This window comes from Pseudomonas sp. NFX224 (assembly GCF_048565165.1).
Classification (GTDB): Bacteria; Pseudomonadota; Gammaproteobacteria; order Pseudomonadales; family Pseudomonadaceae; genus Aquipseudomonas.
In genome coordinates this window covers 5,713,894-5,740,370 of the sequence record NZ_CP183416.1, presented here as the reverse complement: position 1 = coordinate 5,740,370, position 26,477 = coordinate 5,713,894, and the positions used below count along the sequence as shown (strand labels likewise).

Genomic DNA, 26,477 nt, shown 5'->3' with positions numbered 1-26,477 from the left:
TGACATTGCGAGGACTGATCAATGGACGCTGCAACCAAGCTCGACCGTATCGACATCAACATCCTGGTCCAATTGCAGAAGGACGGGCGGATGACCAACGTCAGCCTCGCCGAAGCCGTTGGACTGTCGCCCAGCCCTTGCCTGCAACGTGTCAAACGCCTGGAGGCCGCCGGGTACATCAGCGGTTATGAAGCCCATGTCAATCTGGCCAAGTTTGCCAATTCGGTGACCGTGTTCACCGAAATGACCCTCTCGGACCACAAGCGGGCCGACTTCGTGAAATTCGAATCGAGCATCCGCAACATTGACGAAGTGCTCGAGTGCCACTTGATCAGCGGCGGCTACGACTATCTGGTGCGCTTCCTGTGCAGCAGTATTCAGCACTATCAGGAGCTGATGGAATCGATCCTCGACAAGAACATCGGCATCGAGAAGTACTTCAGCTACATCGTGATCAAATCGCCGGTGGTCAAGAGCACCGTGCCATTGCGCAGCCTGGTTCGCGCGGTCTAAAGCAAAACCTGCAGCCGTTCGGCTTGCCGTGGATGGCGATCACCGGATCGCTATCCACGGCAAGCCGAACGGCTGCAGGTCTGGTTGACCCTGCAGCGCCCCTCCCCAACTACGACAGGATGCAGAACACCTTGCGCACGGTCTCTTCGCTGACCCACGCATTGGTGGCGCCCTTGGGTACGATCACCGTTTCTCCCGCCCGCACATGATGGCTGTCGCCCTGCTCGGCCCGAAGGGTCACCGAGCCTTCGAGGATAAACATCAGCTCGCTGTAACCCGGCTCGACCTGCTTGCGTGCGTACGCCTCGCATTGCCACAGCCCGATGCGCAGGTTACCGGCGCTGAAAAGAGTTTCGCTCCAGGCTTTCGGCGTGGCGGTCAACAGCACACTGGCAGCCGGCGGATTCGTCGGCTCCAGCGGTTGGGACAGATCGATCCTGATGGGGGTCGTGGGCATGCCGGTACTGACTGAAAGCCCCGGAAACGCCATGAACAGCCGACGCAGTTGTCCGCAGTGTTGCCAACGCACATTGACGCCACGGGGCACGACAAAACAATCCCCCGCCGTCAATTTCAGGTCGAACCCTTCGCCCTGCAAACTCAACTCGCCGGCTTCAATCACACCCAGCTCAACCCAGGGAAACGCCTCGATCAACAGGTTCGCCCCCGTACTGGCACTGCTGCCGGCAGCATAACCCTGCACGGGGTCGTGGAAGTTGACGACGCGCCCGGCCGCCAGCGGATCGCCCTGCAAGGCGAAGGGTGCGCAGGGCAACTGGCGTTCGGTATGGGGGTGGGAGTAATGCAGAATCGGTGGCATACGCTTAATCCTCGCTCATCGGCCGATGACATCTAGGAATTGCTGCCACCCCGCCGCCAGGCGCACACCCGGCGCCCGGAAGGCATGCAGAGGAATAGGGTTGAAATGCTCGCCCGCCAGCAAACCGAGCTCGACCTTCTCGCCCGCCGTCATGGCTGCCAGTTGCCTGCCCATCCAGGTCGACATCGCGACCCCGCCACCGTTGTAGCCGATGGCGTAGTAGCTGCGCTCATCGAGCTGCCCGGCATGGGGAAGGTAATCCAGCGTCATCGCCACCAGGCCCGACCAGCGATAGGCGATTGGCTGGTCGCGAAGCATCGGGAAAACGTCGCCCATGCTGCGCTGTAAAGCGTCGAACGCGCTTTGTGAATCACCCTTGCCGAATGCGCCCCGCCCACCAAAAATCAAGCGATCGCCTATGACACGGAACCAGCGCAGCATGCGCTTGGTGTCGCCACACACCTGCCCGCCCGGCATGATCGCGGCAAGGATGTGCGATGGCAGGGGCTCAGTGGCAATGATCGCACTGCGGAACGGAATCAACCGTCGATGCAGCGTATCGGTGGCGCGGGTCTGGTCGGAATAACCGTTGGTGGCGTAGATCACTTGCCTGGCACTGATCCGCCCTTGCGGCGTCTGCACGATCATCCGATCACCTTCGCGACGGACCTGCTCGGCCGGGCTGTTGATGAACATTTTCACGCCATGATCGACAAGGTGGCGAGCCATACCGCGCGCATAGTTCAAAGGATGAATGCCGCCGGCCTTGGGGGTCAGCAAGCCGCCGGCGAAGACCTTCGAACCGGTCATTTCCCGCACCTGGTCGGCCGAGATCATCTGTGATGACGTACCGCCGGTTTCACGTTTGATCCAGCTCGCGGTGGCTTCCAGTGAACTCAGCGCATGGATGTTGTGCGCCGCCGCGATGTGCCCGCCCAGATGTAACTCGGCACCGGTCAGGCCGAGTGTATCGACCATTTCCACCAGGCTGTCCACTGCGGCATAACCGGTGTGGTACATCTGCAACGCGGTGTCGCGGCCAAAGCGCGACATGAGCGTGGGAAAGCCCACCCGGAATTTCGGTGAAACCACGCCACCGTTACGTCCGCTGGCGCCCCAGGCCAGGGTATTGGCCTCGACGATGAGGGGCTCGCGACCACTGCGGGCAATGTGATGGGCTGCCGAGAGGCCGGTGTAACCCGCACCGATAATCACCACATCGCACTGTCGCTCGCCTTCCAGGGATTGCAGCGCGGGTGCCGGTTGGGCGGTGGCCGCCCATAAGCTCTGAACAGTCATGCCAGCCTCTCGACTCAATAAGGATTGGCGCTCGCGGCCAAGACACGAGCGCCGAGGGGATCAACCCAGCTCTTTTTCGACCGCGTCGGCCAATTGCGCCAGCGACGTGAAGTGGTAATGTGGTTCGGTGCGTTCCGATTCGAGGGTTCCGCCGGTGCCTTTCTGGGCGAAACGACGCTCTATCCAGCAGGTCTGATAACCCAGGCGCATGGCCACGCCAATGTCGTGGTACTGGCTCTGGGCAACGTGCAGGATGTTTTCGAACAGGATGCCCTGGGTCGCCAGTACACCACGGGTGTAGGCAAAGAACTGTGGATCGGGTTTCTCGAAGCGCACGTCGTCGACGGTGACCCGCACATCGAACGGCTGGTCGAGGGTTTCGGCCATGTAGTCCAAGGCCCAGATCCTCGAGTTGGTGGTGGCCACCAGTTTGAAGTGTTTGCGCAGACGCTTGAGTGCTTCGACCGAATCAGGGAACGCCGGGAAGTTCTTCACCGACTGCGCCAGGCCTTTGGCATAGTCATCGTTGTCCGGCAGCCCCAGCTTGGAGGCGATGACGTGGTAGCAACGCTCCAGGTCATCCGGCCACCAGCCCGAATCAGTGGAGGCGCGGGCCTCGCGATAGGCTTTGAGGATGTCGTCGTCGCTGCGGGCCTTGCCCGCTTCACCCGCGACTTCGCGAACATGGGCCAGGATTCCGGCTTCGAAATCGATGAGGGTACCGACAACGTCGAACGTCAGGGCTTTGAACTGCTTGAAAGACATAGGGCGCTCCGCAAGAAAAGTCGTAAGGGTGAAACTCACTGGACAGGCCCATTATCTGCCCGCCTTCTCACGAAATATTCTGTTTTTCCCTACCCTAGAGGCATAACCTACTGTTTTTTTACTCGACGTACCGCACCTGTGCTCAATGGGTTGATTCCAGGGTGGCAAGCAGCTCCAGATGAGGGTAAAGCGCGTCGATCCTGAGCATGTCCTCGCGCATCTCCTCGATGATCCAGTCGCGCACGCTTTCCACGATCGGACGCACCGGGCGACTGGCCGGAACAACCAGGCAGCAACGTCGGGAATTGACCCGAAAGGCGTCCGTCGCCGGCACCAACTCACCCTTGCACAGGGAGTTGGAAACCACGTTCAGCCAGCCCAGCGCCATGCCCTGACCCAACAAGGCGGCCTGCACCACCACGGCATAATCGGAGAACACCAGCGCGTTGTCGGCGCGGCCCGGCGCCTCGAAGTCGGCGGCCCAACCGCGGTCCTGATTATCCATGCTGATCAGTGTCGGCACCTGTTTTTTACCCTTGCCCTGAACGACATCGGCCAGGTATTGGGCGTTGCACACCGGCAGGGTGATTTCGGGAATAACCAGCGTATCCGTGGCTTTCAGGCTGCCTGCTTCCAAGTAACGCATACCCAGATCGACGTCCACCAGGGGGCCGCCGATCCTGCCGGACATCAATTGATAACGCATGTCGACGGTGGGGAATCGCTGGCTGAAACGACTCATGCGCGGCATCAGCCAGTGGGTGGTGAACGCCGTGGACACCGACAGCGTCACAGTCTCGATCCCCGTCGCCCGGGCTTCGATTTCACTGATTGCCGACTCGATGGTACTGAAGCCTTCCTGCACGCGGCGATACAAAATGCTGCCGCTTTCCGTCAGCCTGGCCCCGCCACGAACACGCTCGAAAAGCTGCACGCCAAGGTGCTCTTCCAGACGCGACAACATGCGACTCACGGCCGGTTGACTGACACACAGTTCATCCGCCGCCCGGGTGAAGCTGCCACATCGAGCGGCCGCTTCGAAGACGAATAATGAGCTGGAGCTGGGGACCTTGCGACGAAGATTAGACATGACCTGAGTTTATGCCTGGCACAACTATTAGTAAATTGTCCCAAACAAAATACCCCGCCTATTCTGGTGAGCGGCTGCGTAAGGCGACCCACGGATATTCGGCGCGGCATTCCTCCCCTCACGAGACCCTACCCTGCTATGAAAAACAACCTGAAGTTTTATATCGATGGCCGCTGGGTGGAACCTCACAGCTTCGATCGCCTGCCCGTGATCAACCCCGCCACCGAGCAGGCATTCTGCGAAATCGCCATGGGTGACCTGTACGATGTCGAGTCCGCCGTCATGGCCGCCCGGCGCGCCTTTCCAGCGTTCTCAAGCACGTCACCTGCGCAACGCAAACAACTGCTGCAACGGGTTCTGGATGTCTTCATGGCGCGCTACGATGAAATCGCCGAGGCCATCGTCCAGGAAGTCGGCGCCCCGAAAGCCTTGTCCCACGCCTGGCAAGCCGGGATCGGCAAACGTCACCTGGAGCAACTGCTGCGCACCCTCGATACGTTCGAGTTCCAGAAATCCCGTGGCACCACATTGATTGCCCATGAGCCCGTGGGCGTGGTGGCACTGATCACTCCCTGGAACTGGCCGATCAATCAGATTGTCTGCAAGGTCGCGCCGGCCCTCGCCGCCGGTTGCAGCATGGTCCTCAAGCCGAGTGAAATTGCACCAATCAATGCTTTGTTGTTCGCCGAGGTCATGCATGAGGCCGGCGTGCCGGCAGGTGTTTTCAACCTGATCAACGGCGATGGTCCGACGGTGGGCGCCGCCCTGTCTGCCCATCCGCAAGTGGACATGGTTTCGTTTACCGGCTCGACCCGCGCGGGTACGGAAATCGCGCGCCTGGCCGCGCCGACGGTCAAGCGTGTGCATCAGGAACTGGGCGGTAAATCGGCCAACATTTTGCTCGACGATGTCGACCTGCAAGCGGCAGTAACCAGCGGTGTCGACAGTTGCTTTGGCAATAGCGGGCAGTCCTGCAATGCGCCGACGCGCATGTTGGTGCCCGCCGCGCTGCACGACCAGGCCATGGAAATTGCCCGTCGCGCCGCGCAAAAACACGTCGTGGGGGCACCCGATGCAGCCGCCACAACCATGGGACCGGTGATCAGTGAACGCCAGTACGACAGCATCCAGCGAATGATCGCCATCGGTATCGACGAAGGCGCGCAACTGGTTTGCGGCGGGCCGGGTCGGCCCGATCACCTGCCCCAGGGTTACTATGTGCAGCCAACAATCTTCGCCGGGGTGACCCAGGACATGACCATCGCCCGAGAGGAAATTTTCGGACCGGTGCTGGTCATCCAGGCCTACGAAGATGAAGCGCAAGCGGTCAGCATGGCCAACGACAGCGTGTTTGGCCTGGCGGCCTACGTTCAATCGGCGGATCAGGCGCGAGCCCGCGACGTTGCCCTGCAAATGCGTGCCGGCAGCGTCTACATCAATTATCCGGGTTGGGATTCCGGCGCACCGTTTGGTGGCTACAAGCAATCGGGCAATGGCCGTGAATACGCCGAATGGGGGCTGGAGGCCTTTCTTGAGGTGAAGGGGATTGTCGGTTGGGGGGCTTGATGCCCCCGTCCTGACACGCTCGCCGGCCAGGTGGTTGCTACAGTCGAACCGCCTTGGCCACATTGCCCGACACTTTCGCCTCAGCCTTGATCAGATCGGCCATGCGCTCGGCGATCATCAGCGTGGGGACGTTGGTGTTGGCGCAGGGAATCGAAGGCATCAGCGAGGCATCGCACACACGCAGCCCTTCGACACCGATCACTCGGCCGTCACCGGTGGTGACCGCCAATGGATCATCGGCGCGCCCCATGCGACAGGTGCCTGAAGGATGCCAGGTGCCACCGACATTGCGCATTACGAACTCGGTCAGGGCCTTGTCATCGGCGAGCAGCTTTTTCAAGGTGACACCCTGAGTCACCAGACCATGAATCAGCAAGCCCCGCAACGGCCCGGCGATATCCAGTAGCCAGCTCAGGGCGCCGCGTTGCAGCGCATTGATCTTGCCTGGCATCGCGACCCTCGCCACCCGTGGTGAGTAGCTTGATGGAAACACGACGCTGCACTCGCGATTCAAGGCTGGCGCCGACAACGTCTGGGCCCCGAAGCGTAACGCCTGCTTCAGACGTTCAAGGTCCCGCACATCGCCCAACATGTTGAAGTGCACGTGCGGTTCGTCATGGGGATCGCTGGATGTCAGGCGCAGACGCCCACGGGAATAGGATTTGTTGACCCAGAAAAAGATCGTGCCCAATCGATAACCGATCGAATGCCAACCGGACCGGGAAAGGATTGCCCCGTGCATGTCACACGGCACCGTATCGGCCAGCCCGGAGGAGAAGCGCACGATGGCCTGTTCATGGTGCTCTTCGGGAAACGTCGTCCGGCCTTCGCGATTGAGCAGCGCAGACACCGCAATCGAAGGATGCTCCATCAGATTGGCCCCCACCCCTGGGCGGTCCACCACCGATGCAATGCCCAGCGAGGTAAGGTCTTGCGCCGGACCGATCCCGCTGCGCAGCAACACGGCGGGACTGTGGATCGCACCGGCACAGACGATGACCTCAGAAGCCCGCAAGGACTCGACGACCCCGTGGCTGTCGATAATCCTGGCGCCCGTCGCACGACCGGCCTCGATCAACACCCGATCCACTACGCAGCGGGTGCGCAGGGTCAGGTTCTTGCGTTTGCGCACCTCATCGGTCAGATAACACACCGATGTCGGGATTCGTTCGCCCTGCTCGCTGACGCCAATGGCGCCGACAAACACGCCCTGCTCCCAGGCGCCATTCTGGTCGGCCTTGTGCGCGAGGCCGCGCCCGCCCAGGACCTTCATCACCCCTTTGACGAAAGGCGAAAGGCGTTCCGATGGCGCACGCCGGATCCTCACCGGGCCGTCGCTGCCATGCAGCGCCTTGTCCTGCGGTCCGCAAAAGTCGGTGTCGTTTTCCAGTTTGCGAAAGTACGGCAGACAGGTTTGCCAGTTCCAGCCTTCGGCCCCCAGCGCCTGCCATTCGTCATAGTCGGCCGGTGCACCACGGTTGGTCATCAAGGCGTTGATTGCCGAGCCGCCACCGAGGATCCGCGCTTGCTCGTAGCGCCGCGTGATACCCGCGCGCGGGCCCATCAATGCGCTCAGCCGCTGCCAGACATTGCTGACATCCAGATAGGCGCGCCCTGGGTAGCGGCTACGAATCTCGGGGGGCATCGTCTGCCGGGAAATATCGCGCCCCGCCTCGATCAGGCACACCTGTTTGTCGGGGTCCTCCGAGAGCCGGGCGGCCAGCGCGCACCCGGCCGACCCACCACCCAGAATCAAATAGTCGATCATGCCGGCACCTTACTGAACGAACTTGAGCCAGCGATCCTTGGCGGCAATCCCTTCGGCGGAGGCCCACCACTCTTCCGACATCAGCGCTTGCCTGGCCGCGTTATCCGGCGAGCTTGGCAGTTCCTTGGCCCGCTCGGCGGTGATTTTTCCGGTAGAGAACGCCGCCGGGTTACCTGGACCGTAGTCGATGTAGAGCGGCAGGTTGGCTTGCAGCTCAGGCGATACCGCCTCATTGAGGAACTTCAAGGCTGCCGCATAGTTGGGGGCATTTTTCAGGATGCACAACTGGGTGTTTTGCAGCAGGCCGTCGTTATAGGTGAAGGCCACGTCCGGATTGCTCTTTTGCACGGCGCTGGCGCGACCGTTCCAGATCATCAACATGTCGACTTCGCCATCGGCAAGCAATTGCGCCGACTGACCACCCGAGGTCCACCATACGGCGATGTTCGGCTTGATCTGCTCGAGACGCTTGTAGGCACGTTCGATATCCAGCGGGTAAAGCTTGTCGCGAGGCACGCCATCGGACAGCAACGCCGCTTCCAGGGTGCTCATCGGATCGTTACGCAAGGCACGCACGCCCGGGAAGCTCTTCACGTCCCAGAATTCGGCCCAGGTCTGCGGCACTTTCTTCAGGTTTTTCTTGTTGTAGCCAATGACCGACGAATAAAACTCGTAAGCCACCGAGTACGGTGTGCGGTAGGCCGCCGGCATGCTCTGCACGTTCGGCAGCTTGCTCAGATCCAACGGTTCGATAAGCCCTTCCTTGCCACCGCGCAAGCAGTTGGAGGGTGGTGTATCGATCACGTCCCAGACCGGTTTTTTCGCTTCGCCTTGAGCCTTGACCATCGGCCAGGCATCGGGCGCGCTGTCCTGCCTGATGGTCATGTTCAAAAGCTTGGCCGCCGGATCCAGGATGGCCTTAGTCTGGGCCTCCTGGTAAGCGCCGCCCTGGGAAACAAAGGTGATTTCGTCGGCCACAGCGGGCATCGCGCACGCTGCCGAAAGACTCAACAGGGAAATGACGGAACCGAACGCTTGAGCAACAGACAAGGTTTTCATGGCAAATCATCCTGAACATAGATTAATTCGGCAGCGTTAAAACCTCGACTGAACACCCTGCATCAGCGTGCTTTGCTCAGGTTTGATTTTATTGTTAGACCGAGCGGGACATTTCGACGTTACAAGAGCAACACACCAAGGGGCAATGCACGAATAGTCAGGGATGACATAACTTCAGATCATGTTAATTTTGCCAAACAACTGCCCGCCTCCTCACAGGCCTCTCGCCTAACTGAGCGCTGCGAACGGCAAGCGCCTGGCCAGCTCCTGCGCAAGGTAGCGGGCGAATACCGAGATGCGTTGCGGAATATGCCGGCGATGCTGATAGACCACGAAAATATCGGCCCTGGGTGCCTGGTAATCGTTCAGCACCGCCCGCAGCCTCCCGCTTTCAAGGTGTTCCTGAACATTCCAACGCGAACGCAGGATCAGCCCATGCCCGTCCAACGCCAGGCCTAACGCAACTTCACCATCGTTGCTCGATAGCGTGCCGCTGACTTTTTGGGCGTAATCCTGACCATCCTTGCTGAAGCGCCAGATCGCATAGTCGCTACCGAACTGGCGAAGAACGATGCAATTGTGCCGTACCAAGTCCGCCACCCCCGCCAGCTCTGGCATAGCTTCAAGGTATTTCGGAGAAGCGCAGAGAATGCGCGGATTTTCCAGCAGGCGCACAGCGATCAGCCGAGAATCGGGTGGTTCACCCATGCACACGCTCATGTCGAACTGATCATCCAGCAGGCTCGAAGGCTGGCTGGACAACTCCAGGGAAAGCTCCAGCTCCGGGTGCAATCGGGCAAAGCTGGAGACCACCGGCGCCAGATGCTGCCGACCGAAACCCAGGGTGCCATTGATCCGCAAACGCCCCTGCAAGGTCGGTTGCCGGCTGTTAAGCGCGCTCTCCAGCTCTTCCAGTTGCCGCAGGATCGGCCGCCCTCCTTCCAGGTATAAGGTCCCTTCCGGCGTCAGCGACAGTCGTCGGGTGGTGCGCTGCAGCAACTGCACCCCCAAACGCGCCTCAAGCTGGCTCAAGCGCTTGCTCACCGCCGGCAACGACAGACCGAGGTGCCGCGCCACTTCGGTGAGACTGCCGCGTGTCGCCACCTGCTCGAAGAAACTCAAGTCATCGATCATCGCCATGGATTCTTTCCTTAAAACTAAGAATGGCTTTCGCTCAAGACTAATTATTAATACAGCGCTACTGCATACACTGGGAATCAGTCCACATCAATCCCAGGAGTCGAATCCATGAGCAAAGCCCAGTACAAGATTGCAGTGATCCCCGGCGACGGCATCGGCAAGGAAGTCATGCCCGAAGGCGTGCGCGTGCTCGACGCTGTAGCGGCCAAACACGACCTGGAACTGCAATGGGACTGGTTTGATTTCGCCAGCGCCGATTACTACCTCGCCCACGGCAAAATGATGCCCGACGACTGGTTCGACCTTCTCAAGGACTACGACGCAATCTACTTCGGTGCGGTGGGCTGGCCAGACGTCGTACCTGATCACATTTCCCTGTGGGATTCGCTGCTGCAGTTCCGCCGCGAATTTGACCAGTACGTCAACCTGCGCCCTTGCCGCCTGATGCCGGGCGTCAAGGCTCCGCTGGCCAATCGTAAGCCCGGCGACATCGACTTCTGGGTCGTTCGGGAAAACACCGAAGGCGAATACTCCAGTGTCGGCGGCAAGATGTTCCCGGGCACCGACCGGGAAATCGTGTTGCAGGAGACCGTCATGACCCGCGTCGGTGTCGACCGCATTCTCAAGTTCGCCTACGACCTGGCCCAGAGCCGCCCGAAGAAACACCTCACCTCCGCCACCAAATCCAACGGCATCGCGATCACCATGCCGTACTGGGATGAGCGCGTCGCCGAGATGGGCAAGAAATTTCCTGAAGTGAAGGTCGACAAGTACCACATCGACATCCTCACCGCGAACTTCGTCCTGCATCCGGACTGGTTCGATGTCGTGGTCGCCAGCAACCTGTTCGGTGACATCCTTTCCGACCTGGGCCCTGCCTGCACCGGCACCATCGGTATCGCTCCATCAGCCAACATCAACCCGGAACGCAACTTCCCGAGCCTGTTCGAACCCGTGCACGGCTCGGCACCGGACATTGCCGGCAAAGGCATCGCCAACCCGATCGGACAGATCTGGTGCGGCGCGATGATGCTCGAGCACCTGGGCCACCCGCAGGCGGGCGCGGCGGTGCTGGCCGCCATTGAAACGGTATTGGCAATGGGGCCGGAGAACGCGCCATTGACCGCCGATATCGGCGGCAAGGGCAACACCGAAGCCTTAGGCAAGGCCATCGCCGCTGCGGTCTGAGCCGGCAAATAACGCGCAATCTTCCGTTCACGTCCCGTGATACGGGAGATTGTTGCGCGTGACTTTGGCATCGTGTGAACACCTTTCCAGCGCTTGTGAGACACACCATGACCCTGCTGTTCAAAGTCGACGATGCCCGTGGCTGCGCCTGGAAATTGCTGTTCGAAACACAGGCGCCGGACATCGACGTGCGCTTCTGGCCGGACATCGGCGACCCGTCGCAAGTACGCTACTTCGCCGCCTGGCAACCGCCACGGCAGCTGCATGAACGCTTCCCGAATCTCGAAGTAATCTTCGCCACCTCGGCGGGCGTCGATCAATTCGACCTCGGCGAACTACCGGAACACATCAAGGTCGTCCGTATGCTCGACCCCGGCATCGCCCAAGGCATCGTCGAGTACGCCTGCTTCGCCGTGCTGAGCCTGCATCGACAGGTCCCGCTGTACCTGCATCAACAACAGGCCAGGCGCTGGCAGGACCACCTCCTGACCCCGGCAACGCAACGTCGCGTCGGCGTCATTGGCCTGGGCAACCTGGGTGTTGCGGTGCTGCAGAGCCTGCGTGCGTTCGACTTCCAATTACATGGCTGGGCACGCTCGCAGAAGTGCATCGACGGCGTGCAATGCCACGCCGGCGCCGACCAGCTCGAACCCTTTCTCAACCAGTGCGACATCCTGATCTGCCTGCTGCCACTGACCGACGACACCCGCGGCATACTGAACGCGAGGACGCTGGCCGCACTGCCAAGGGGTGCCAGCCTGATCAACCTGGGCCGGGGTGGTCATCTCAAGGAAGACGATCTACTTCAAGCGCTGGATGGCGGACAACTGAGTCACGCCATTCTCGACGTGCTCAACGAAGAACCACCATCGCCGGATCACCGTTTCTGGCAGCACCCACAGATCTGGCTGACCCCGCACATTGGCGCAATGACCGCACCGCAAAGCGCCTTCCCCGGGTTGCTGGCCAATATCAGGCGCCATCAGGCCGGCGAACCCATGCAAGGCTTGATCAAGCGCGATCATGGTTACTGAGGTTCCGTACAGACGATAAGGGCGATGGCGTCCACGTTGACGCCTCGGCTTGGGCGAGCCCATCCAATAACAGGGCGCGTGTGGAGCTCAGTGCCGGGACATCAGGCCATGCAGCACACCCAGGCGCAGCCCTGGCTCCGAAGGCGTCATGTGTGCAATACCGAAGACCTTGAACGCCGCCAGCATCAAAACCAGACCGCCCGGCAAGATACTCAGGCGATGGGCTTGCAGCCCCGCCAGCCGCAGCTTTTTGACATGCCCGACTTCCAGCAGACGCAGCGACAGGCGCAGCAGTCCGCTGTAGGTGATACCGGTTTCTCCAGCGTCGTTCAACCCATTGGCATTGAGGATCTTGGCCAGCATGCGCGCCGTGCCTGAAGAGCCAATGGTCTGCTGCCAACCCTGAGCGCGATAACGACGGGCAACCTTGTCGAACTCAAGCGTCGCGACCCGTTCGGCCTCAAGCAGCGCTTGGGCGGTGATGTTGCCGCCGGCAAAATAACGCGCCCCAAAGGTGCCGCTGCCAATCGCAATACTCTCGGTGACCAGCAACTGAGGACCGCGTCCCAGAATCAGTTCGGTGGAACCGCCGCCGATATCCACCACCAACCGCATGCTCTCTGAACCGGGGTTGGTATGGGCGACACCGGCGTACACCAATTGCGCTTCTTCCTGACCCGAGATGACGTCAATTCGAAACCCCAAGTGGCGTTCTGCGCTGGCCAGGAACAATTGCGCATTGTCCGCCTCGCGCACCGCGCTGGTGGCCACCGCCCTCACCCGCCCCGCTTCAAAGCCGCGCAACTTCTTGCCGAAGCGCGCCAGCGCCTGCCAACCCCGGTCCAGTGCCAGCTCGTCGAGCACCCCGCCCTGAGACCCTTCCGCCAGGCGCACCGGCTCGCGCAAGGTTTTCACCTCCTGGATCGTCCACTCGCGGTTGCGCTTGACCGGTTGACCGATCATCAGGCGAAACGCGTTGGAGCCCAGGTCAATGGCCGCAAACAGAGAGGTGTCACCTTTCATGATGGGGATTCCCGGCAGTTTCATCGGTCTGCGAATGGCGTGCCGCAGGGCGGTTTGCGCCGATCCTGCCATGCGTTCAGTGACACGACGATGACAGCCCCATTAATTCTGCTATCACCTGTTCGTCACCACGCCGTCACACGCCCGGGCCTAGCATGGGCACTTCCAACTTCGTCGGGAGTTCTGACCATGCTGTTGACCAACGACACCCTGATGCAACGCATCCACCGCGAACTGCTCGATCACAGCGACGAAGAACTGGAGCTGGAGTTACTGGAGGACGATCACGACCTCGAAGCACTGTTCGATGATCATCTCGGCGACAGCCCGCAAAGGCAGGAGCGTCGCCGCTACTTCAGCGAACTGTTCCGCCTGCAAGGTGAACTGGTGAAGTTGCAGAGTTGGGTGGTGAAGACCGGGCACAAGGTGGTGATCCTGTTCGAAGGGCGCGATGCGGCGGGCAAAGGTGGCGTGATCAAGCGCATCACCCAGCGGCTCAACCCTCGGGTCTGCCGGGTCGCCGCCCTGCCCGCCCCCAACGACCGCGAACGTACCCAGTGGTACTTCCAGCGCTACGTCTCGCACCTGCCGGCAGCCGGTGAAATCGTGCTGTTCGACCGCAGCTGGTACAACCGCGCGGGCGTCGAGCAAGTCATGGGGTTCTGCAACGAGGACCAATACGAAGAGTTCTTCCGCACCGTGCCGGAATTCGAACGAATGCTCGCCCGCTCCGGAATCCAGTTGATCAAATACTGGTTCTCGATCTCCGACCAGGAACAGCATTTGCGCTTTCTTAGCCGCATCCATGACCCGCTCAAGCAATGGAAACTCAGCCCTATGGACCTGGAGTCCCGTCGACGCTGGGAGGCCTACACCAAGGCCAAGGAAATCATGCTCGAGCGCACCCACATCGCCGAAGCGCCGTGGTGGGTAGTGCAAGCCGACGACAAGAAAAAGGCCCGGCTCAACTGCATCCATCACCTGCTCGGGCAAATGCCCTACGAAGAAGTCGAGCTCCCGGTGATCGAACTGCCGGAACGCGTGCGCCAGGAAGATTACTCGCGCAGCCCGACGCCACCGCAAATCATCGTGCCGCAGGTGTACTGAAGACACAGGCTCGATTGTGCGCCTTGATGCGGGCGCACAATCGTTTGTCATCAGCTTGTAACCTTGTTGCCGTAATACTCACGCCATACACCGCGTGCTTTTTTATTGCTGCCTTCTCAGGCGGCTTTTTTTTGCCTGATGGTTTGAGAGACCGCTTTATCGGCATATTCGCCAATGGTTCATACCAGGAGCGTATTAATGACCGCTGAAAGCTACGACCAGCTCGCGATCTTCGCCGCCGTTGCGCAGGAGCGCAGCTTTACTGACGGTCAGATCACGCCACTTTAGGTCAATGTGAATGGATTCTGCTTGTGGTCGGCGGCCTCTGGTTCGGCGGCCGACATTCCGATCACAGGCCATGACTGTGTTTCGCATCATGGGTTGCTCTCGAGTTGGAATCCTGGAGTCGCAACTTAACCTTCACTCATTAATTGATATACGGCACCAGTCGAATAGCACTGATATCAAAATCGTATAAATGCCATCTGCCGATACGAACTACGGATCCACCTGCCCCATCAACTCCGCCACCGATTCCTGGCGCTTGGCATATCGTTGCGCCAGCACCGCACAGACCATCAGTTGAATCTGATGGAACAACATCAGCGGCAGGATCAATACGCCGATGGTGCTGCCGGCGAACAACACCTGAGCCATCGGTACGCCGGTGGCCAGGCTTTTCTTCGAGCCGCAGAAGAGGATGGTGATGCGGTCTTCCTGATTGAAACCGAAGACTTTGCCCAGCACGGTGGACGCGACCAGCACTAGGCCCAGCACCACGCAGCAGACCACAACCAGACCCGCCAGGTCGCGCACCGGGATCTGGTGCCAGATGCCTTCGTTCACCGCTTCACTGAACGCGCCGTAGACCACCAGCAGAATCGAACCCTGATCCACGAATTTCAGCCAACTCTTGTTGCGCCCGACCCACGCGCCGATCCAGCGGCGCGCGATCTGCCCGGCAATGAACGGCAACAGCAATTGCACGCTGATCTTGACGATCGCGTCGAGGGTCGAGCCGCCGTCGCCGTGCACGTCCAGCAGCAGGGTCACCAGCAACGGCGTGAGGAAGATCCCGAACAGACTGGAGGCGGCGGCGCTGCAAATCGCCGCCGGCACGTTGCCGCGCGCCAGAGAGGTAAAGGCAATCGCTGACTGCACGGTGGCGGGCAACGCACAGAGGTAGAGCATGCCCATGTACAGGTCGGCGCCGATCATCGGTGACAGCACCGGTTTGAGCGCCAGGCCGATCAGCGGGAACAGCACGAAGGTCAGGCTGAACACCAGCAAATGCAGGCGCCAGTGGCCCGCACCGGCAATGATCGACTCACGCGACAATTTGGCGCCGTGCAGGAAAAACAGCAGTGCGATGGCGGAGTTGGTCAACCATCCAAAGCCCACCGCCACTTGTCCGCTGGCGGGCAGCAAACTGGCGAGCAGCACTACGCCGATCAGGGTCAGGGTGAAATTGTCGGGTAAAAAGCGAGGGCGTGTCATCGGGGTCATCCGGGTTTGCCAGGAACGTGAGCCCGACTCTAACGCGCCTGCGGATTACCGACTAACGCTAGTAAGTCAGTAGATAGCGCCTAACGGACAAAGTAACCGATCTCCCGCTTTTCATCGCCTTCCGACCAGAAACCCGAATCAGGTCACCATGGTCGGGCTGGGCGTGGTGATGAAGAACCCGTGGCTGGGCAACGGTTTCGTCGAAGACCTGAAACCGATGATTTATCACAAGGGCAAGTTGGGGCCGCTGCCGACCCCGGCCTGAGCAAACAAAGCAAAAACACTGTGGGAGCTGGCTTGCCAGCGATAGCGCCCACTCAGCCAACACAAATGCCGAATCAGCCACCACCCTCACAAACACATCGATGACCGTCAAGGCGCTCTCGGCGGCCGGCATGCCGCTCAAGGAGGGTGATCCGGTGCAGGTGCGCTGGGCTACGGCGGACGCGTGTGTATACACCGAATGGGCGGAAAGCGATCTGGACAAGGCCGCTGGCGCACATTGATTCAGGCGTCACCCTCGGGCCGGCGCAACGTCGGGTTGCGGCGGCTTATTTTTCGGCGGATGTAGACGCAAAAAAATCCCGCCCGGAAACCTCCGGGCAGGATTGGTTTAATCAACTCGCATCAAGCAATTGGAATCAGCGGATCCGCCGCCGCCCACGCCGATGCACGATCCGCCGGCGGATAGATCCACACGGTGTTGATCTGCGTCTTCAGTTCTTTGCCTTCCTGCCCGGTCAGTTTCACCTGGCGATCCCAACCTTCGGTGTACACCGCCCCCCACGCGCCCAGATCCAGGCAGGTGACGTATTTAGGCTGGCGGTATGGCGTCGGGTCCACGCCGAGGATCTGCGCGGCCACGTTGTTGCCGGCATGACGGCCTAACACGATGGCGTGCTGGCAGGTCATCAGTGCGTAGTTGCCGATGTCATCGGAGGCCGCGTAAGCGACGTCGCCGGTCGCGTAGATATCGTCCTGGCCGATGACCTTGAGGTGTGCATCAACATGCAGACGGCCGAGGTGATCGCGTTCAGCCGGGATCTGCTCGGTCAGCGAACTGGCGCGAACGCCGGTGGTCCAGACCACGGTCTTGGCGTCGATGCGCTGGCCATCGGACAAGTTCACACCGTTTTCGTCGACGGCAATAACCGAGGCTTTGAGGTGCCACTTCACGCCGGTTTCAACACTGGCTTCAGCGATTTTCTCGGCGATTTGCGGGCCCATGGAGCCGCCAACCTTGTCGCCGCGATCAACGATGATCACGTTGATATCTGCCCGATCACCCAGGATGGCGCGCAGACGAGTGGGCATTTCAGTCGCCGTTTCGATCCCGGTGAAGCCTCCGCCGGCCACCACGACGGTGTTGCGTGACTGGCTTTCTGGCTGGTTGACCAAGTCTTTGAGGTGGTTTTCCAGACGTATGGCCTGCTCGATCTGGTCGACGTCGAACGCATGTTCAGACACGCCGGGAGTGTTCGGCAGTGCGAGGCGGCTACCGGTGGCCAGAACGAGTTTGTCGTAGATGCAGACTTGTTTATTGCCCGAGGCATCGATGTAGCCAACGCTTTTTTGCGCAACGTCGATGCTCTCGGCAGCACCTTTGATGAACTTCACGCCGACGTCATCGAACAGCTCGCCGATTGGAGCGGCCAGTTGGTGGGCGTTTGGTTCGTAGAAACGCGGACGAACGCGCAACTCGGCCTGAGGCGCCAGCACCGTCACGTCGTAGTCGCTGTGACCGTGAATGTCGAACAGACGCGTGGCGCTTAAAGCGGTCCACATGCCACCGAAACCTGCGCCGATTACCAAAATGTGCTGTTTCATTTGTCACTCCAGGTGCATTTGATTTTGTTGAAGGATCAGTGCGTCGTTGCGCGCTTTTCTGTTGAAAGACGCTTTCCGCTCCAGACCTGACAACGGCGACTCTATTGATCCGAGTTAAAAGCCGCAACAGATTTTTTTCAATGGTTCGCATCGATCAAATCGATACGCTGAGCAAAGCGCCTGAAACCGGCACTCCCAAAGGATTCGCCAAGGCAACGAAAAATCCAGGGGTTCGTTGTCTAGCTCACTATCAGCTGTTAATATTTGCGACAACATTAGTCGGAGATCGATATGTCTCTTTACAGCGCAGGTGTCGAATACGGCATCCACTGCCTGATTTTCCTGGTGGGCAATGGTGGCGACTCCCGCGAAGCCAGCGTGCGCGACCTGGCAGAGTTGCAAGGCGTGCCTTCGGACTATCTGGCGAAAATCTTCACCAAACTGGCCAAGGCAAAACTGGTGGTTGCCACCGAAGGTGTGCGCGGCGGTTTCAAGCTGGCGCGCCCGGCTGACGAAATCACCCTGCTGGATATCGTCAACGCCATCGACGGGCGCAAGGCTATTTTCGAATGCCGGGAGATTCGCGGCAGATGTGCGCTGTTCGAGGGTGAAGCCCCCGCCTGGGCGCTGGACGGCCACTGCTCGGTGCATGGCGCGATGTTGACGGCGCAGAAGCGCATGGAAGAGGCGCTGGACCAGCAAACCATCCTGGACATTGCCCGCAAGGTCGGACGCAAAGCCCCGGCGGAGTTCAGCGCAAAGGTGGACAACTGGATGAATGATCGCCGGGAAAAGAAAGGCACCGGCAGCACCCAGACAAGCGACGATCAGCTTATCCAGGTCACCGACATTTCCGACTGAAACCTACAGGCAGTCACGCACTGCCTCGCGCATCGCCCCTGACTTGGCCCAGGGCGGCCCCTGGTAAAGCGAAACCCGGCTGCCGTCCTTGTATTTCACGATATCCAGCACTTCATCGGCCGTGATGATGCTCGGCGCGGTGATCCGGTAGCCGTTGGAAATCGATGCCTGAGTCGTCTTGGAAATCTCTTTTTGCCATGCCGGCAACACGCACGCTGCAACGTCCTTGGGTATCTTGTCACTCTGCTTTTTGTAATTGGGCTCGCCTGGCACCAGGGACGCCGGCAACGAGCAACCCGCCAGCAACGCCAGAACGGCGCCCCCCATCAACATCCGACTCTGCATGAAGCTTCCTTAAATCCGAAAAATAAAATGTAGCCTGCTACCGTGCAGACATCCGTGAACTGCATCGCACTTTAGCGACTGGCGTTGTGATCACCCGCCCTGCCGGAAAATCGGTACTTCACTACGACAGCGAATTTTTCCGATCGCGCAAATTTCCCGACCAAAGGAAGCGCTGCGGGTTTGGAAGAACACAACGCCCCACTGCGCAAATGGGTCTAAAATTTCGAAGCACAGAGTTACAGGAGGTCATCATGTGGCTTAACGAATCGGAACAGGAACTGCGGCGCGGCCTGATAGGCCTGGCATCGGATCTCCGCTGGTCGGCCGTCGAACTGCTACGCATCTCGGAACAGTTGCGCCTGACGGGCAACGATGTCGATGCAGACGCTATCAGGAAGCTGTGCGACTTGTTTCAGGGTGATGAGCAGCGGCTGTCTGGTTATGCCGAAGAAGTAAAAGCCAAGGTCATCACCCGCAACAAAGCGCAATGACCGCTAACCCACCGCACTGACACAACAAAAAGCCCCGGCATGCCGGGGCTTTAACGTAGCGTCAATGCGCTTACTGACTGTTGGCTTGCCTGCTCGACCGCGACTTGTAGCCCGGAAGAGATGCGGCAAACGCCAGTGCTTCTTCCCGACTGCCAAATGACCCCAGCCGGTCACCTTTGGTGCAGACCCGCCAGGGGCCGTTATTCACGCTGAGTACGTCATAACCGTTCATGTGCATTTTATTCAGCATCGGAACACTCATGGTCACCTCCATCTCGGCAATGATATCCAAGGCTAACGCACCTACCTTACACCCACACTTCGCGAAAATGACGACCAGACGTCGTGTCAGGATTCCGGCACTTTCACGCGCCTCAAGCGCTCCAAACAGTCAGATACCGGTGAAACGGGGGCCGGCTCGAATATTGCAGTTTCATGACAGTTTGATGACGCACGGTATTCAGGTATCACATGAAAGTACGCGCAACCGTCATTTGCGAGCAGGACAGACACATACTGCTGGTGCGCAAACCAAGGTCTCGCTGGACATTGCCCGGCGGCAAGGTCGAGCCCGGCGAAACCATTGCGGGCGCGGCAATGCGCGAACTGCAGGAAGAAACCGGGCTTGGCGCCTACGAAATGCTGTACCTGATGGAGCTGGAAACCGGCAGCACCCGCCACCATGTCTTCGAGGCATCGGTGCCGAATGCCCACGCAGTGCGACCGCAAAACGAGATTTTCGACTGCATCTGGTTCCCGCTTGACTCGGTGCAGAACCTCAACACTAGCGACGCCACGCTCAGGATCGTCAAAGCATTTCAGCGTCGCCTGTAGCCCAGCACTGCGTCAGCCCTGATCGCCGCCCCCCACCGGCATGATCATGCCGGTGATATACGACGCTTCATCGCTGGCCAGAAACAGAATGGCCCCGGCCTGTTCATCCAGCGTGCCATAACGTTTCATCAAACTGCTGTCGAGGGTCTGATCGACGATCTGCTGATACCAGACTTTTTCCTCGGCACTTTGCTCAGTCGTGTTGCGGGGAACCCGGCGCGGCGGCGCTTCGGTGCCGCCAGGTGCAGTGGCATTGACCCGAACCCCGCGTCCGGCGGTTTCGAACGCCAGGCAGGCCGTCAGCGCATTCACTCCGCCCTTCGCCGCGCCATACGGCACGCGGTTGACGCTGCGGGTAGCGATCGAGGAAACGTTGACGATCGCACCACTGCCCTGCTCCAGCATGAACGGCAATGCGGCATGGCAGCACCACAACGTCGGGAACAGTGAACGACGGACTTCGGCTTCGATCTGCGACGCTTCGTAATGCTCGAACGGCTTGGCCCAGATCGTGCCGCCGACGTTATTGATCAGCACGTCGAGACGCCCGAAACGCTCGACAGCGGTTTGCATCACCCGGTCGCATTCCTCGTACTGCTCAAGATCGGCGGTCAGCGCCAGCACCTGACTGTGGGGTGCCAATTGCTGCTGCAACTCGAACACCAGCTCGGAGCGATCGACCAGAATCAACTTCGCCCCTTCCGCCGCCATGCGCTCGGCAACACGCCGACCGATGCCTTGGGCGGCGCCGGTAATCAGCGCGACGCTGTCTGTGAATCTGTCCATGAGCACCTCACGCCGCGCTGGCGGCAAATTTTTCGTAATAGAAGTTCGCCGGCGCGATGCCTTTTTCGCGAATGAACTGGCTGACCGCCTCGACCATCGGCGGCGGACCGCACAGGTAGACGTCGACGTCACCATCGTTCAAATGCTTTGGCTCGATGTGCTGGGTCACGTAGCCCTTGAGCGGGTGCTGACTGTCCGGGCTGGCGACGCAGGCGCTATAAGTGAAATTCGGGATACGCGCAGCGAAGGCCTCCAGGCGATCGAGTTCAACCAGGTCAAAATCGTGAGTCACGCCGTAGATCAAATGCAGCGGATGATCACTGCCCTGCTCGGCGATTTTTTCCAGCATCGCGGTGAACGGCGCCAGCCCGGTGCCACCCGCCAGCAACAGCAACGGACGGCGGATATCGCGCAGGTAAAAACTGCCCAGAGGACCGGCCAGGCTCATGCTGTCGCCCGCCTTGGCCATGCCGGTGAGGAAGCTGCTCATCAGACCGCCCGGCACGTTGCGGATCAGGAAGCTGACCTCGCCGTCGCGCTGCAACGAGCTGAACGAATAGGCGCGGGTCTGCTCGCTGCCGGGAATGCCCAGGTTCACGTATTGGCCCGGCAGGAACGCCAGTTTGCTCAACGCTTCGCCCTTGATCGACAGCGCGATGGTGCTGTCGGACAACTGGCGCACGGCGCTGATGGTCGTGTCGTAACTGGCCTGACGCGTGCGGCAGACTTCCGAGGAGGTCGGCACCCGCACCACGCAATCACTCTGGGCGCGCATCTGGCAGGTCAGGACAAAACCCTGTTCGGCTTCTTCCGCGCTGAGGGCATCTTCGATGTACTCCTCGCCCAGATCGTAGCGGCCGGCTTCGGCAAAACACTTGCAGGTGCCGCAGGCGCCGTCGCGGCAGTCCAGCGGAATATTGATGCCCTGGCGGTACGCCGCATCGGCCACGGTTTCGCCCACGTTGGCGTCGATGAACCGGGTGACGCCGTCTTCAAAATTGAATGCAATGGAATGGGTCATGACGGCAGCCTCACAAGTGGTAAACATCGATGACCTGGCGAACGTAGTCGTTCTTCAGGATCACTTTCTTGGCCTTGATCAGCGGGTTTTCACCACGCACGTCGAGGGTGTAGAAACTGCTGCCGAAATAGCTGTCGACGGTCTTGTAGCGAAAGCTCAGGGTGTGCCAGTTGAAGCGCACCTTGCACAAGCCGTCAGCCTGTTCCAGCAGCTCGATGTTGCTGATGTTGTGGGAGGTGCGAGTGTCCGGCACGCTGGCACTGGAACGCTCGGTCTTGATGCGGAAGATGCGGTCTTCCAAACCAGTGCGATTGCCGTACCAGATCAGCGAGATTTCCCGTTGCGGGTCTTCGGTCAGCTCGTCGTTGTCGTCCCACGATGGCATCCAGTACGTCGCGTCGGGGGCGTACAGTTCCAGCCATTCGTCCCACTGCCGGTCGTCGAGGTAGCGTGCTTCGCGATAGAGAAAATCGCGGACTGTTTCATAGGAAATGCTCATTGCACGTCCTCCACGGCGATCAGCTTCGACTGCTCGGCAGCCAGCGCCTTGAGCATGGTCTGCTGCCAGTACTTGTGTTGCAGCACGAACAGGCCTTCGTCCTCGGTGCGAACGCCGCTGAGCAGCGGATGCAAGTCGATTTCCTTGGCCGCGTCGTCGGCGCCTTCAATCCAGTGTTCGGCGCCGCGGGACATGTCGTTCCAGGTGGTGACGCTGCCCTGATAACTGGTCTGGCAGGAGCGGAATTCCTCCAGATCGTCCGGTGTGGCCATGCCGCTGACGTTGAAGAAGTCTTCGTACTGACGAATCCGGCTTGAACGCGCGTGGTCGCTTTCGCCTTTGGGGGCGATGCAGTAAATGGTGATTTCGGTGCGGTTGACCGAGATCGGCCGGGCGATACGAATCTGCGAGCTGAACTGGTCCATCAGGTACACGTTCGGGTACAGGCACAGGTTGCGCGAGTTCTCGATCATCCAGTCGGCGCGGGCCTTGCCGAAGTCTTGCGCCAGCTCGTCGCGACGCTCGTACAGCGGACGGTCTTCGGGGTTGGACCAACGGGTCCAGAGCAGCATGTGGCCCTTGTCGAAGGAATAAAAACCACCGCCCTGCTTAGCCCAGCTGCCGGCGCTCATGGTCGGGTTGGCATCACCCGCTTCGCGCTGCTTGCGCTGGTTTTGGGTGGCCGCGTAGTTCCAGTGCACCGAGCTGACGTGGTAGCCGTCAGCGCCGTTTTCAGCGGTGAGTTTCCAGTTACCTTCGTAGATATAGCTCGACGAGCCGCGCAGCACTTCCAGGCCATCGGCGGACTGGTCGACGATCATGTCGATGATCTTCGCCGACTCGCCGAGGTGCTCGACCAGCGGCAAAACATCAGCCTTGAGACTGCCAAACAGGAAACCGCGATAGGACTCGAAACGCGCGACTTTGGTCAGGTCGTGGGAGCCTTCGCAGTTGAAGCTCGACGGGTAACCGGCGTTGGCCGGGTCTTTGACTTTGAGCAGCTTGCCGGAGTTGTTGAACGTCCAGCCGTGGAACGGGCAGGTGTAAGAGCTTTTGTTGCCGGACTTGTGTCGGCACAGAGTCGCGCCGCGGTGGCTGCAGGCGTTGATGAAGGCATTGAGCACACCGTCCTTGTTGCGCGCGATGAAGATCGACTGGCGCCCCATGGTGGTGGTGTAGAAATCGTTGACGTTGGGGATCTGGCTTTCGTGGGCCAGATAGAGCCAGTTGCCTTCGAAGATGTGTTCCATCTCCAGATCGAACAACCGGGGGTCGGTGAACATCTCGCGTTTGCAGCGATAGAGGCCCTGTTCGGGATCGTCTTCAAGCAGGGAATGCACGTATTCGGGTCGCAGGGTCATGGCCGCCGCCTCCATTGTTATTGTTCAGGCAGGGTCATGCTAGGACGGGGCAATGGGGCGGACTATCCGCGGGCTGCAGACCTTTATCCGTTTTGTGCAGAAGGTGATTTGACGCTGGGGCGATCGTGCTGGTCAATGCCGGCGCTTGAGGGTATCGGACGGCAACTCACCAAACTGCTTGCGATAGCTGTCGGAAAAACGCCCCAGGTGCAGGAAGCCATAGTCCATCGCCACTTCCGTAACGTTGCGCACGTTGCAGGTCGGGTCGCTCAGGCAGGCGTTGATGCGCTCCAGGCGTTTCTGACGCAGGTAGTTTTTCGGCGTGACGCCGGCATGGCGCTCGAACAGCCCATACAACGAACGCAGACTCATGCTGGCCTGGCGTGCCAATTCTTCACTGTCGATGTCTTGCTTGAGATGGTTCGCGATGTAATCGGCAATCGCTTCGAAGGTGGCCGTCTGCGAGCCGAGTTCAAGGCGGCTGACGTTGGTCTTCATCAGGCCGAGCATCTTGCTGACGATGATCTGGGTGTAATGCTCCTGCACCCTGGGAATCTGCTCGGTGGACTCGGCTTCCTGGCAGATCATTGCCAACAAATTGACGAAGCCTTCCAGTTCATTGAGCTGATAACGGTTCTCCAGAAACCGCACTCCCTGCCCCGGATAGCGCCAGCGCTGCTCATCGCAAACGGACTCGAACAAATGGGTGGGGATTTTGAGGATGAATTTTTCGCAATCGGCGGAATAGGTCAGGTCTACCGGATCGTCGGGGTTGATCAGCAGCAGTTCACCCGGTGCGAAGTAATGCTCCTGGCCGTGCCCTCGCCACAGGCAGTTGCCGCGCAGCAGCACTTGCAGGTGATAGATGCTCTCCAGCGCGCCAGAGGTTACTCGCACGCTGGCGCCGTAGCTGATGCGGCACAGGTCGAGGCTGGCGAACTTGCGATGATCGAGGCTGGCCAGCGGGCTGCCGGCGCGTGGCATGAGAATGCAGTGGTTACCGACGTGCTGATTGACGTAGCCCGACACTGCATAAGGGTCGGCATGGTCGAATACTCTGCTGCGCTGACTCAACAGTTGAGCTTGCATCATCGGGTCACTCTCATTGTTGTTATGGGTTGCTTCGGGCCATTCTAAAACACTGCACCAATAGCTTGAGAAATTCCGGACAGTTAACCAAAACCCCTTGTGGGAGCGAGCCTGCTCGCGATGACGGAATGCCAGTCAACATAGATGTTGAATGTTAAACCGCTATCGCGAGCAGGCTCGCTCCTACAATTGTTGTGCTGTCAGTCTTCGAGTGCGCGGACTCGATCGTGACGCTGCTGCTCTTCAGGCTGGGCGGACGATTGCAGGGTGAAATCGAACTCGATTTCGGCAAAACGACCACTCACACCATGAGCCGCCGCACGGGCCTGATCATCGCTGAAGGTAATCTTGGCGATCAGCTCATCGCGAGTGGCGTAGGCGAAATCGTCATGCAGGTACTTTTCGCCATCCAGGTTGATCTGGGTGGTCAGGTGACGATGATCTGGTGCGGAAATGAAGAAGTGTACGTGCGCCGGACGCTGACCGTGACGGCCCAGTTGGTCGAGCAGTTGCTGGGTCGGACCGTCCGGTGGGCAGCCGTAACCCGACGGCACGATGCTGCGGAAACGGTAGCGACCTTCGGCATCGGTGACGATGCGGCGACGCAGGTTGAACTCCGATTGTGTCGGGTCGAAGTACGAGTAGGTGCCGCCCGTGTTGGCGTGCCAAACGTCTACCACGGCACCGGCCAAAGGTTCGCCAGCGGTGTTGAACACACGACCTTGCATGAACAGCGTCACACCCGGATCGACGCCGTCATCGAGACGCGCTTCGCCTTCGGACAGCGGCGCGCCGGCCACGTACAGCGGGCCTTCGATGGTGCGCGGGGTACCGCCGGATTTGCCGGCCTGTTCGTCTTCGGCGTCCATCAGCAGGTCGAGGTAATGCTCCAGACCAAGCCCGGCCACCACCAGCCCGGCTTCCTGGCGCGCGCCCAGCACGTTGAGGTAGTTAACCGCTTTCCAGAATTCTTCCGGAGTCACCGAGAGGTCTTCGATGATGTTCACCGAGTCACGCAGGATGCGGTAGATCAGGGCCTTGGTGCGCGGATTGCCCTGATCGTTGAGCAGGCCGCTGGCTTCTTCGAGAAACTTTTGTACTTCAGCAGTATGGGAAATCTTGACGTTCATTTTGGTGGGTTCCTCATCTTGTAATTATTAGCGTAGCGAGCTGAACAGGCTGGGCTCAGCGGTCATCATCACGAATGGAAGAAGGATGCCGGCACATCGCATCGATTTCGATGGCCATGTACGGAAACAGCGGCAGTTGCATCAGCAGGTCATGCAGTTCCTGGACGCTGTCGACATCGAACACGCTGTAATTGGCGTAGTGCCCGGCGATGCGCCACAGGTGGCGCCACTTGCCCTGTTCTTGCAGGCGCTGGGCCAGGGCCTTCTCGTCAGCCTTCAGTTTATTGGCCACTTCAGGATTCATGTCGACCGGCAGGTTCACGGTCATTTTTACGTGGAACAGCATAATGCTCTC

27 protein-coding genes and 2 pseudogenes are annotated in these 26,477 nt (G+C 59.8%); 10 read left to right on the top strand and 19 right to left on the bottom strand.

Annotation, left to right across the window (positions count from 1 at the left end):
* Positions 1–21: 21 nt before the first annotated feature.
* Positions 22–513 (top strand): Lrp/AsnC family transcriptional regulator, encoded by a 492-nt coding sequence (locus ACNYC6_RS26225; protein ID WP_081567735.1) that lies wholly within the window; start codon positions 22–24, stop codon positions 511–513.
* A 109-nt stretch (positions 514–622) separates the two neighbouring features.
* On the opposite strand, the gene ACNYC6_RS26220 is transcribed toward ACNYC6_RS26225, so the two are convergent.
* From ACNYC6_RS26220 to ACNYC6_RS26205, 4 genes are all read right to left on the bottom strand, one after another.
* On the bottom strand, positions 623–1,333 hold the full coding sequence (locus ACNYC6_RS26220; protein ID WP_419709824.1) for a cupin domain-containing protein: 711 nt from the start codon (positions 1,331–1,333) through the stop codon (positions 623–625).
* Positions 1,334–1,348: 15 nt separating this feature from the next.
* Positions 1,349–2,632, bottom strand: coding sequence for an NAD(P)/FAD-dependent oxidoreductase (locus ACNYC6_RS26215; protein WP_419709823.1), 1,284 nt, complete (start codon positions 2,630–2,632; stop codon positions 1,349–1,351).
* Between the two features lie 60 nt (positions 2,633–2,692).
* Positions 2,693–3,397, bottom strand: a complete 705-nt coding sequence (locus tag ACNYC6_RS26210) for an HAD-IA family hydrolase (protein ID WP_419709822.1) — start codon at positions 3,395–3,397, stop codon at positions 2,693–2,695.
* A 142-nt stretch (positions 3,398–3,539) separates the two neighbouring features.
* A complete protein-coding gene (locus ACNYC6_RS26205; protein WP_419709821.1) occupies positions 3,540–4,487 on the bottom strand; it encodes a LysR family transcriptional regulator in 948 nt (315 codons plus the stop codon).
* Positions 4,488–4,625: 138 nt separating this feature from the next.
* On the opposite strand from ACNYC6_RS26205, the gene ACNYC6_RS26200 reads away from it, so the two are divergent.
* A complete protein-coding gene (locus ACNYC6_RS26200; RefSeq protein WP_419709820.1) occupies positions 4,626–6,053 on the top strand; it encodes an aldehyde dehydrogenase family protein in 1,428 nt (475 codons plus the stop codon).
* 37 nt (positions 6,054–6,090) lie between these two features.
* Here ACNYC6_RS26200 and ACNYC6_RS26195 read toward each other — a convergent pair whose 3' ends face one another.
* The 3 genes from ACNYC6_RS26195 to ACNYC6_RS26185 all read right to left on the bottom strand — a co-directional run bounded on the left by ACNYC6_RS26195 (position 6,091) and on the right by ACNYC6_RS26185 (position 10,020).
* Complete coding sequence (locus ACNYC6_RS26195) at positions 6,091–7,821, bottom strand: GMC family oxidoreductase (RefSeq protein ID WP_419709819.1); 1,731 nt, start codon at positions 7,819–7,821, stop codon at positions 6,091–6,093.
* 9 nt (positions 7,822–7,830) lie between these two features.
* On the bottom strand, positions 7,831–8,880 hold the full coding sequence (locus ACNYC6_RS26190; RefSeq protein ID WP_419709818.1) for an ABC transporter substrate-binding protein: 1,050 nt from the start codon (positions 8,878–8,880) through the stop codon (positions 7,831–7,833).
* 228 nt (positions 8,881–9,108) lie between these two features.
* Positions 9,109–10,020 carry a LysR family transcriptional regulator gene (locus tag ACNYC6_RS26185; protein WP_419709817.1) on the bottom strand — a complete coding sequence of 304 codons (912 nt, stop codon included), beginning with the start codon at positions 10,018–10,020 and terminating at the stop codon, positions 9,109–9,111.
* A 108-nt stretch (positions 10,021–10,128) separates the two neighbouring features.
* Between ACNYC6_RS26185 and ACNYC6_RS26180 the strand changes: the two genes are divergently transcribed.
* Together ACNYC6_RS26180 and ACNYC6_RS26175 are read left to right on the top strand one after the other, a co-directional pair.
* Positions 10,129–11,208, top strand: coding sequence for a tartrate dehydrogenase (locus ACNYC6_RS26180; protein ID WP_419709816.1), 1,080 nt, complete (start codon positions 10,129–10,131; stop codon positions 11,206–11,208).
* 107 nt (positions 11,209–11,315) lie between these two features.
* On the top strand, positions 11,316–12,242 hold the full coding sequence (locus tag ACNYC6_RS26175; RefSeq protein WP_419709815.1) for a 2-hydroxyacid dehydrogenase: 927 nt from the start codon (positions 11,316–11,318) through the stop codon (positions 12,240–12,242).
* Positions 12,243–12,329: 87 nt separating this feature from the next.
* Here the strand turns inward: ACNYC6_RS26175 and ACNYC6_RS26170 are convergent, their stop codons facing one another.
* Complete coding sequence (locus ACNYC6_RS26170; RefSeq protein WP_419709814.1) at positions 12,330–13,265, bottom strand: Ppx/GppA family phosphatase; 936 nt, start codon at positions 13,263–13,265, stop codon at positions 12,330–12,332.
* A gap of 189 nt (positions 13,266–13,454) precedes the next feature.
* Between ACNYC6_RS26170 and ppk2 the strand changes: the two genes are divergently transcribed.
* The gene (gene ppk2, locus ACNYC6_RS26165) at positions 13,455–14,372 is read left to right on the top strand and encodes a polyphosphate kinase 2 (RefSeq protein WP_419709813.1); all 918 of its coding nucleotides are present in this window, start codon (positions 13,455–13,457) and stop codon (positions 14,370–14,372) included.
* A 498-nt stretch (positions 14,373–14,870) separates the two neighbouring features.
* On the opposite strand, the gene ACNYC6_RS26160 is transcribed toward ppk2, so the two are convergent.
* The gene (locus ACNYC6_RS26160) at positions 14,871–15,869 is read right to left on the bottom strand and encodes a bile acid:sodium symporter family protein (RefSeq protein ID WP_419709812.1); all 999 of its coding nucleotides are present in this window, start codon (positions 15,867–15,869) and stop codon (positions 14,871–14,873) included.
* Between the two features lie 151 nt (positions 15,870–16,020).
* On the opposite strand from ACNYC6_RS26160, the pseudogene ACNYC6_RS26155 reads away from it, so the two are divergent.
* Together ACNYC6_RS26155 and ACNYC6_RS26150 are read left to right on the top strand one after the other, a co-directional pair.
* Positions 16,021–16,101 (top strand): annotated as a pseudogene (locus tag ACNYC6_RS26155) (amino acid synthesis family protein); the annotation flags it as partial.
* A gap of 133 nt (positions 16,102–16,234) precedes the next feature.
* Positions 16,235–16,384, top strand: a pseudogene (locus ACNYC6_RS26150) (polyamine ABC transporter ATP-binding protein); the annotation flags it as partial.
* 121 nt (positions 16,385–16,505) lie between these two features.
* Here the strand turns inward: ACNYC6_RS26150 and ACNYC6_RS26145 are convergent.
* On the bottom strand, positions 16,506–17,705 hold the full coding sequence (locus tag ACNYC6_RS26145; protein WP_419709811.1) for an NAD(P)/FAD-dependent oxidoreductase: 1,200 nt from the start codon (positions 17,703–17,705) through the stop codon (positions 16,506–16,508).
* A gap of 291 nt (positions 17,706–17,996) precedes the next feature.
* Between ACNYC6_RS26145 and ACNYC6_RS26140 the strand changes: the two genes are divergently transcribed.
* Entirely contained in the window at positions 17,997–18,566 is a 570-nt protein-coding gene (locus ACNYC6_RS26140; protein ID WP_419709810.1) for an RrF2 family transcriptional regulator, read from the top strand.
* A 3-nt stretch (positions 18,567–18,569) separates the two neighbouring features.
* Here the strand turns inward: ACNYC6_RS26140 and ACNYC6_RS26135 are convergent, their stop codons facing one another.
* Positions 18,570–18,911: a hypothetical protein gene (locus ACNYC6_RS26135; protein ID WP_419709809.1), complete on the bottom strand. Its 342-nt coding sequence runs from the start codon at positions 18,909–18,911 to the stop codon at positions 18,570–18,572.
* A gap of 251 nt (positions 18,912–19,162) precedes the next feature.
* Between ACNYC6_RS26135 and ACNYC6_RS26130 the strand changes: the two genes are divergently transcribed.
* Positions 19,163–19,402: a hypothetical protein gene (locus ACNYC6_RS26130; protein WP_419709808.1), complete on the top strand. Its 240-nt coding sequence runs from the start codon at positions 19,163–19,165 to the stop codon at positions 19,400–19,402.
* Positions 19,403–19,472: 70 nt separating this feature from the next.
* On the opposite strand, the gene ACNYC6_RS26125 is transcribed toward ACNYC6_RS26130, so the two are convergent.
* Entirely contained in the window at positions 19,473–19,664 is a 192-nt protein-coding gene (locus ACNYC6_RS26125) for an SPOR domain-containing protein (RefSeq protein WP_419713014.1), read from the bottom strand.
* A gap of 209 nt (positions 19,665–19,873) precedes the next feature.
* Here ACNYC6_RS26125 and ACNYC6_RS26120 point away from each other — a divergent pair, with 209 nt between their 5' ends.
* Positions 19,874–20,236, top strand: coding sequence for an NUDIX hydrolase (locus tag ACNYC6_RS26120; protein ID WP_419709807.1), 363 nt, complete (start codon positions 19,874–19,876; stop codon positions 20,234–20,236).
* Between the two features lie 12 nt (positions 20,237–20,248).
* Here ACNYC6_RS26120 and ACNYC6_RS26115 read toward each other — a convergent pair whose 3' ends face one another.
* From ACNYC6_RS26115 to catC, 7 genes are all read right to left on the bottom strand, one after another.
* Positions 20,249–21,022: a 1,6-dihydroxycyclohexa-2,4-diene-1-carboxylate dehydrogenase gene (locus ACNYC6_RS26115; RefSeq protein WP_419709806.1), complete on the bottom strand. Its 774-nt coding sequence runs from the start codon at positions 21,020–21,022 to the stop codon at positions 20,249–20,251.
* A gap of 7 nt (positions 21,023–21,029) precedes the next feature.
* Complete coding sequence (benC, locus tag ACNYC6_RS26110; RefSeq protein WP_419709805.1) at positions 21,030–22,043, bottom strand: benzoate 1,2-dioxygenase electron transfer component BenC; 1,014 nt, start codon at positions 22,041–22,043, stop codon at positions 21,030–21,032.
* Between the two features lie 10 nt (positions 22,044–22,053).
* A complete protein-coding gene (benB, locus tag ACNYC6_RS26105; protein ID WP_419709804.1) occupies positions 22,054–22,542 on the bottom strand; it encodes a benzoate 1,2-dioxygenase small subunit in 489 nt (162 codons plus the stop codon).
* Complete coding sequence (benA, locus tag ACNYC6_RS26100) at positions 22,539–23,903, bottom strand: benzoate 1,2-dioxygenase large subunit (protein ID WP_419709803.1); 1,365 nt, start codon at positions 23,901–23,903, stop codon at positions 22,539–22,541. The genes benB and benA overlap by 4 nt, the downstream gene beginning before the upstream one ends.
* Before the next feature lie 132 nt (positions 23,904–24,035).
* Positions 24,036–24,995 carry an AraC family transcriptional regulator gene (locus ACNYC6_RS26095; RefSeq protein ID WP_419709802.1) on the bottom strand — a complete coding sequence of 320 codons (960 nt, stop codon included), beginning with the start codon at positions 24,993–24,995 and terminating at the stop codon, positions 24,036–24,038.
* A 197-nt stretch (positions 24,996–25,192) separates the two neighbouring features.
* Positions 25,193–26,122, bottom strand: coding sequence for a catechol 1,2-dioxygenase (gene catA / locus ACNYC6_RS26090; protein ID WP_419709801.1), 930 nt, complete (start codon positions 26,120–26,122; stop codon positions 25,193–25,195).
* Positions 26,123–26,177: 55 nt separating this feature from the next.
* Complete coding sequence (catC, locus tag ACNYC6_RS26085) at positions 26,178–26,468, bottom strand: muconolactone Delta-isomerase (protein ID WP_419709800.1); 291 nt, start codon at positions 26,466–26,468, stop codon at positions 26,178–26,180.
* Between the last annotated feature and the right edge of the window lie 9 nt (positions 26,469–26,477).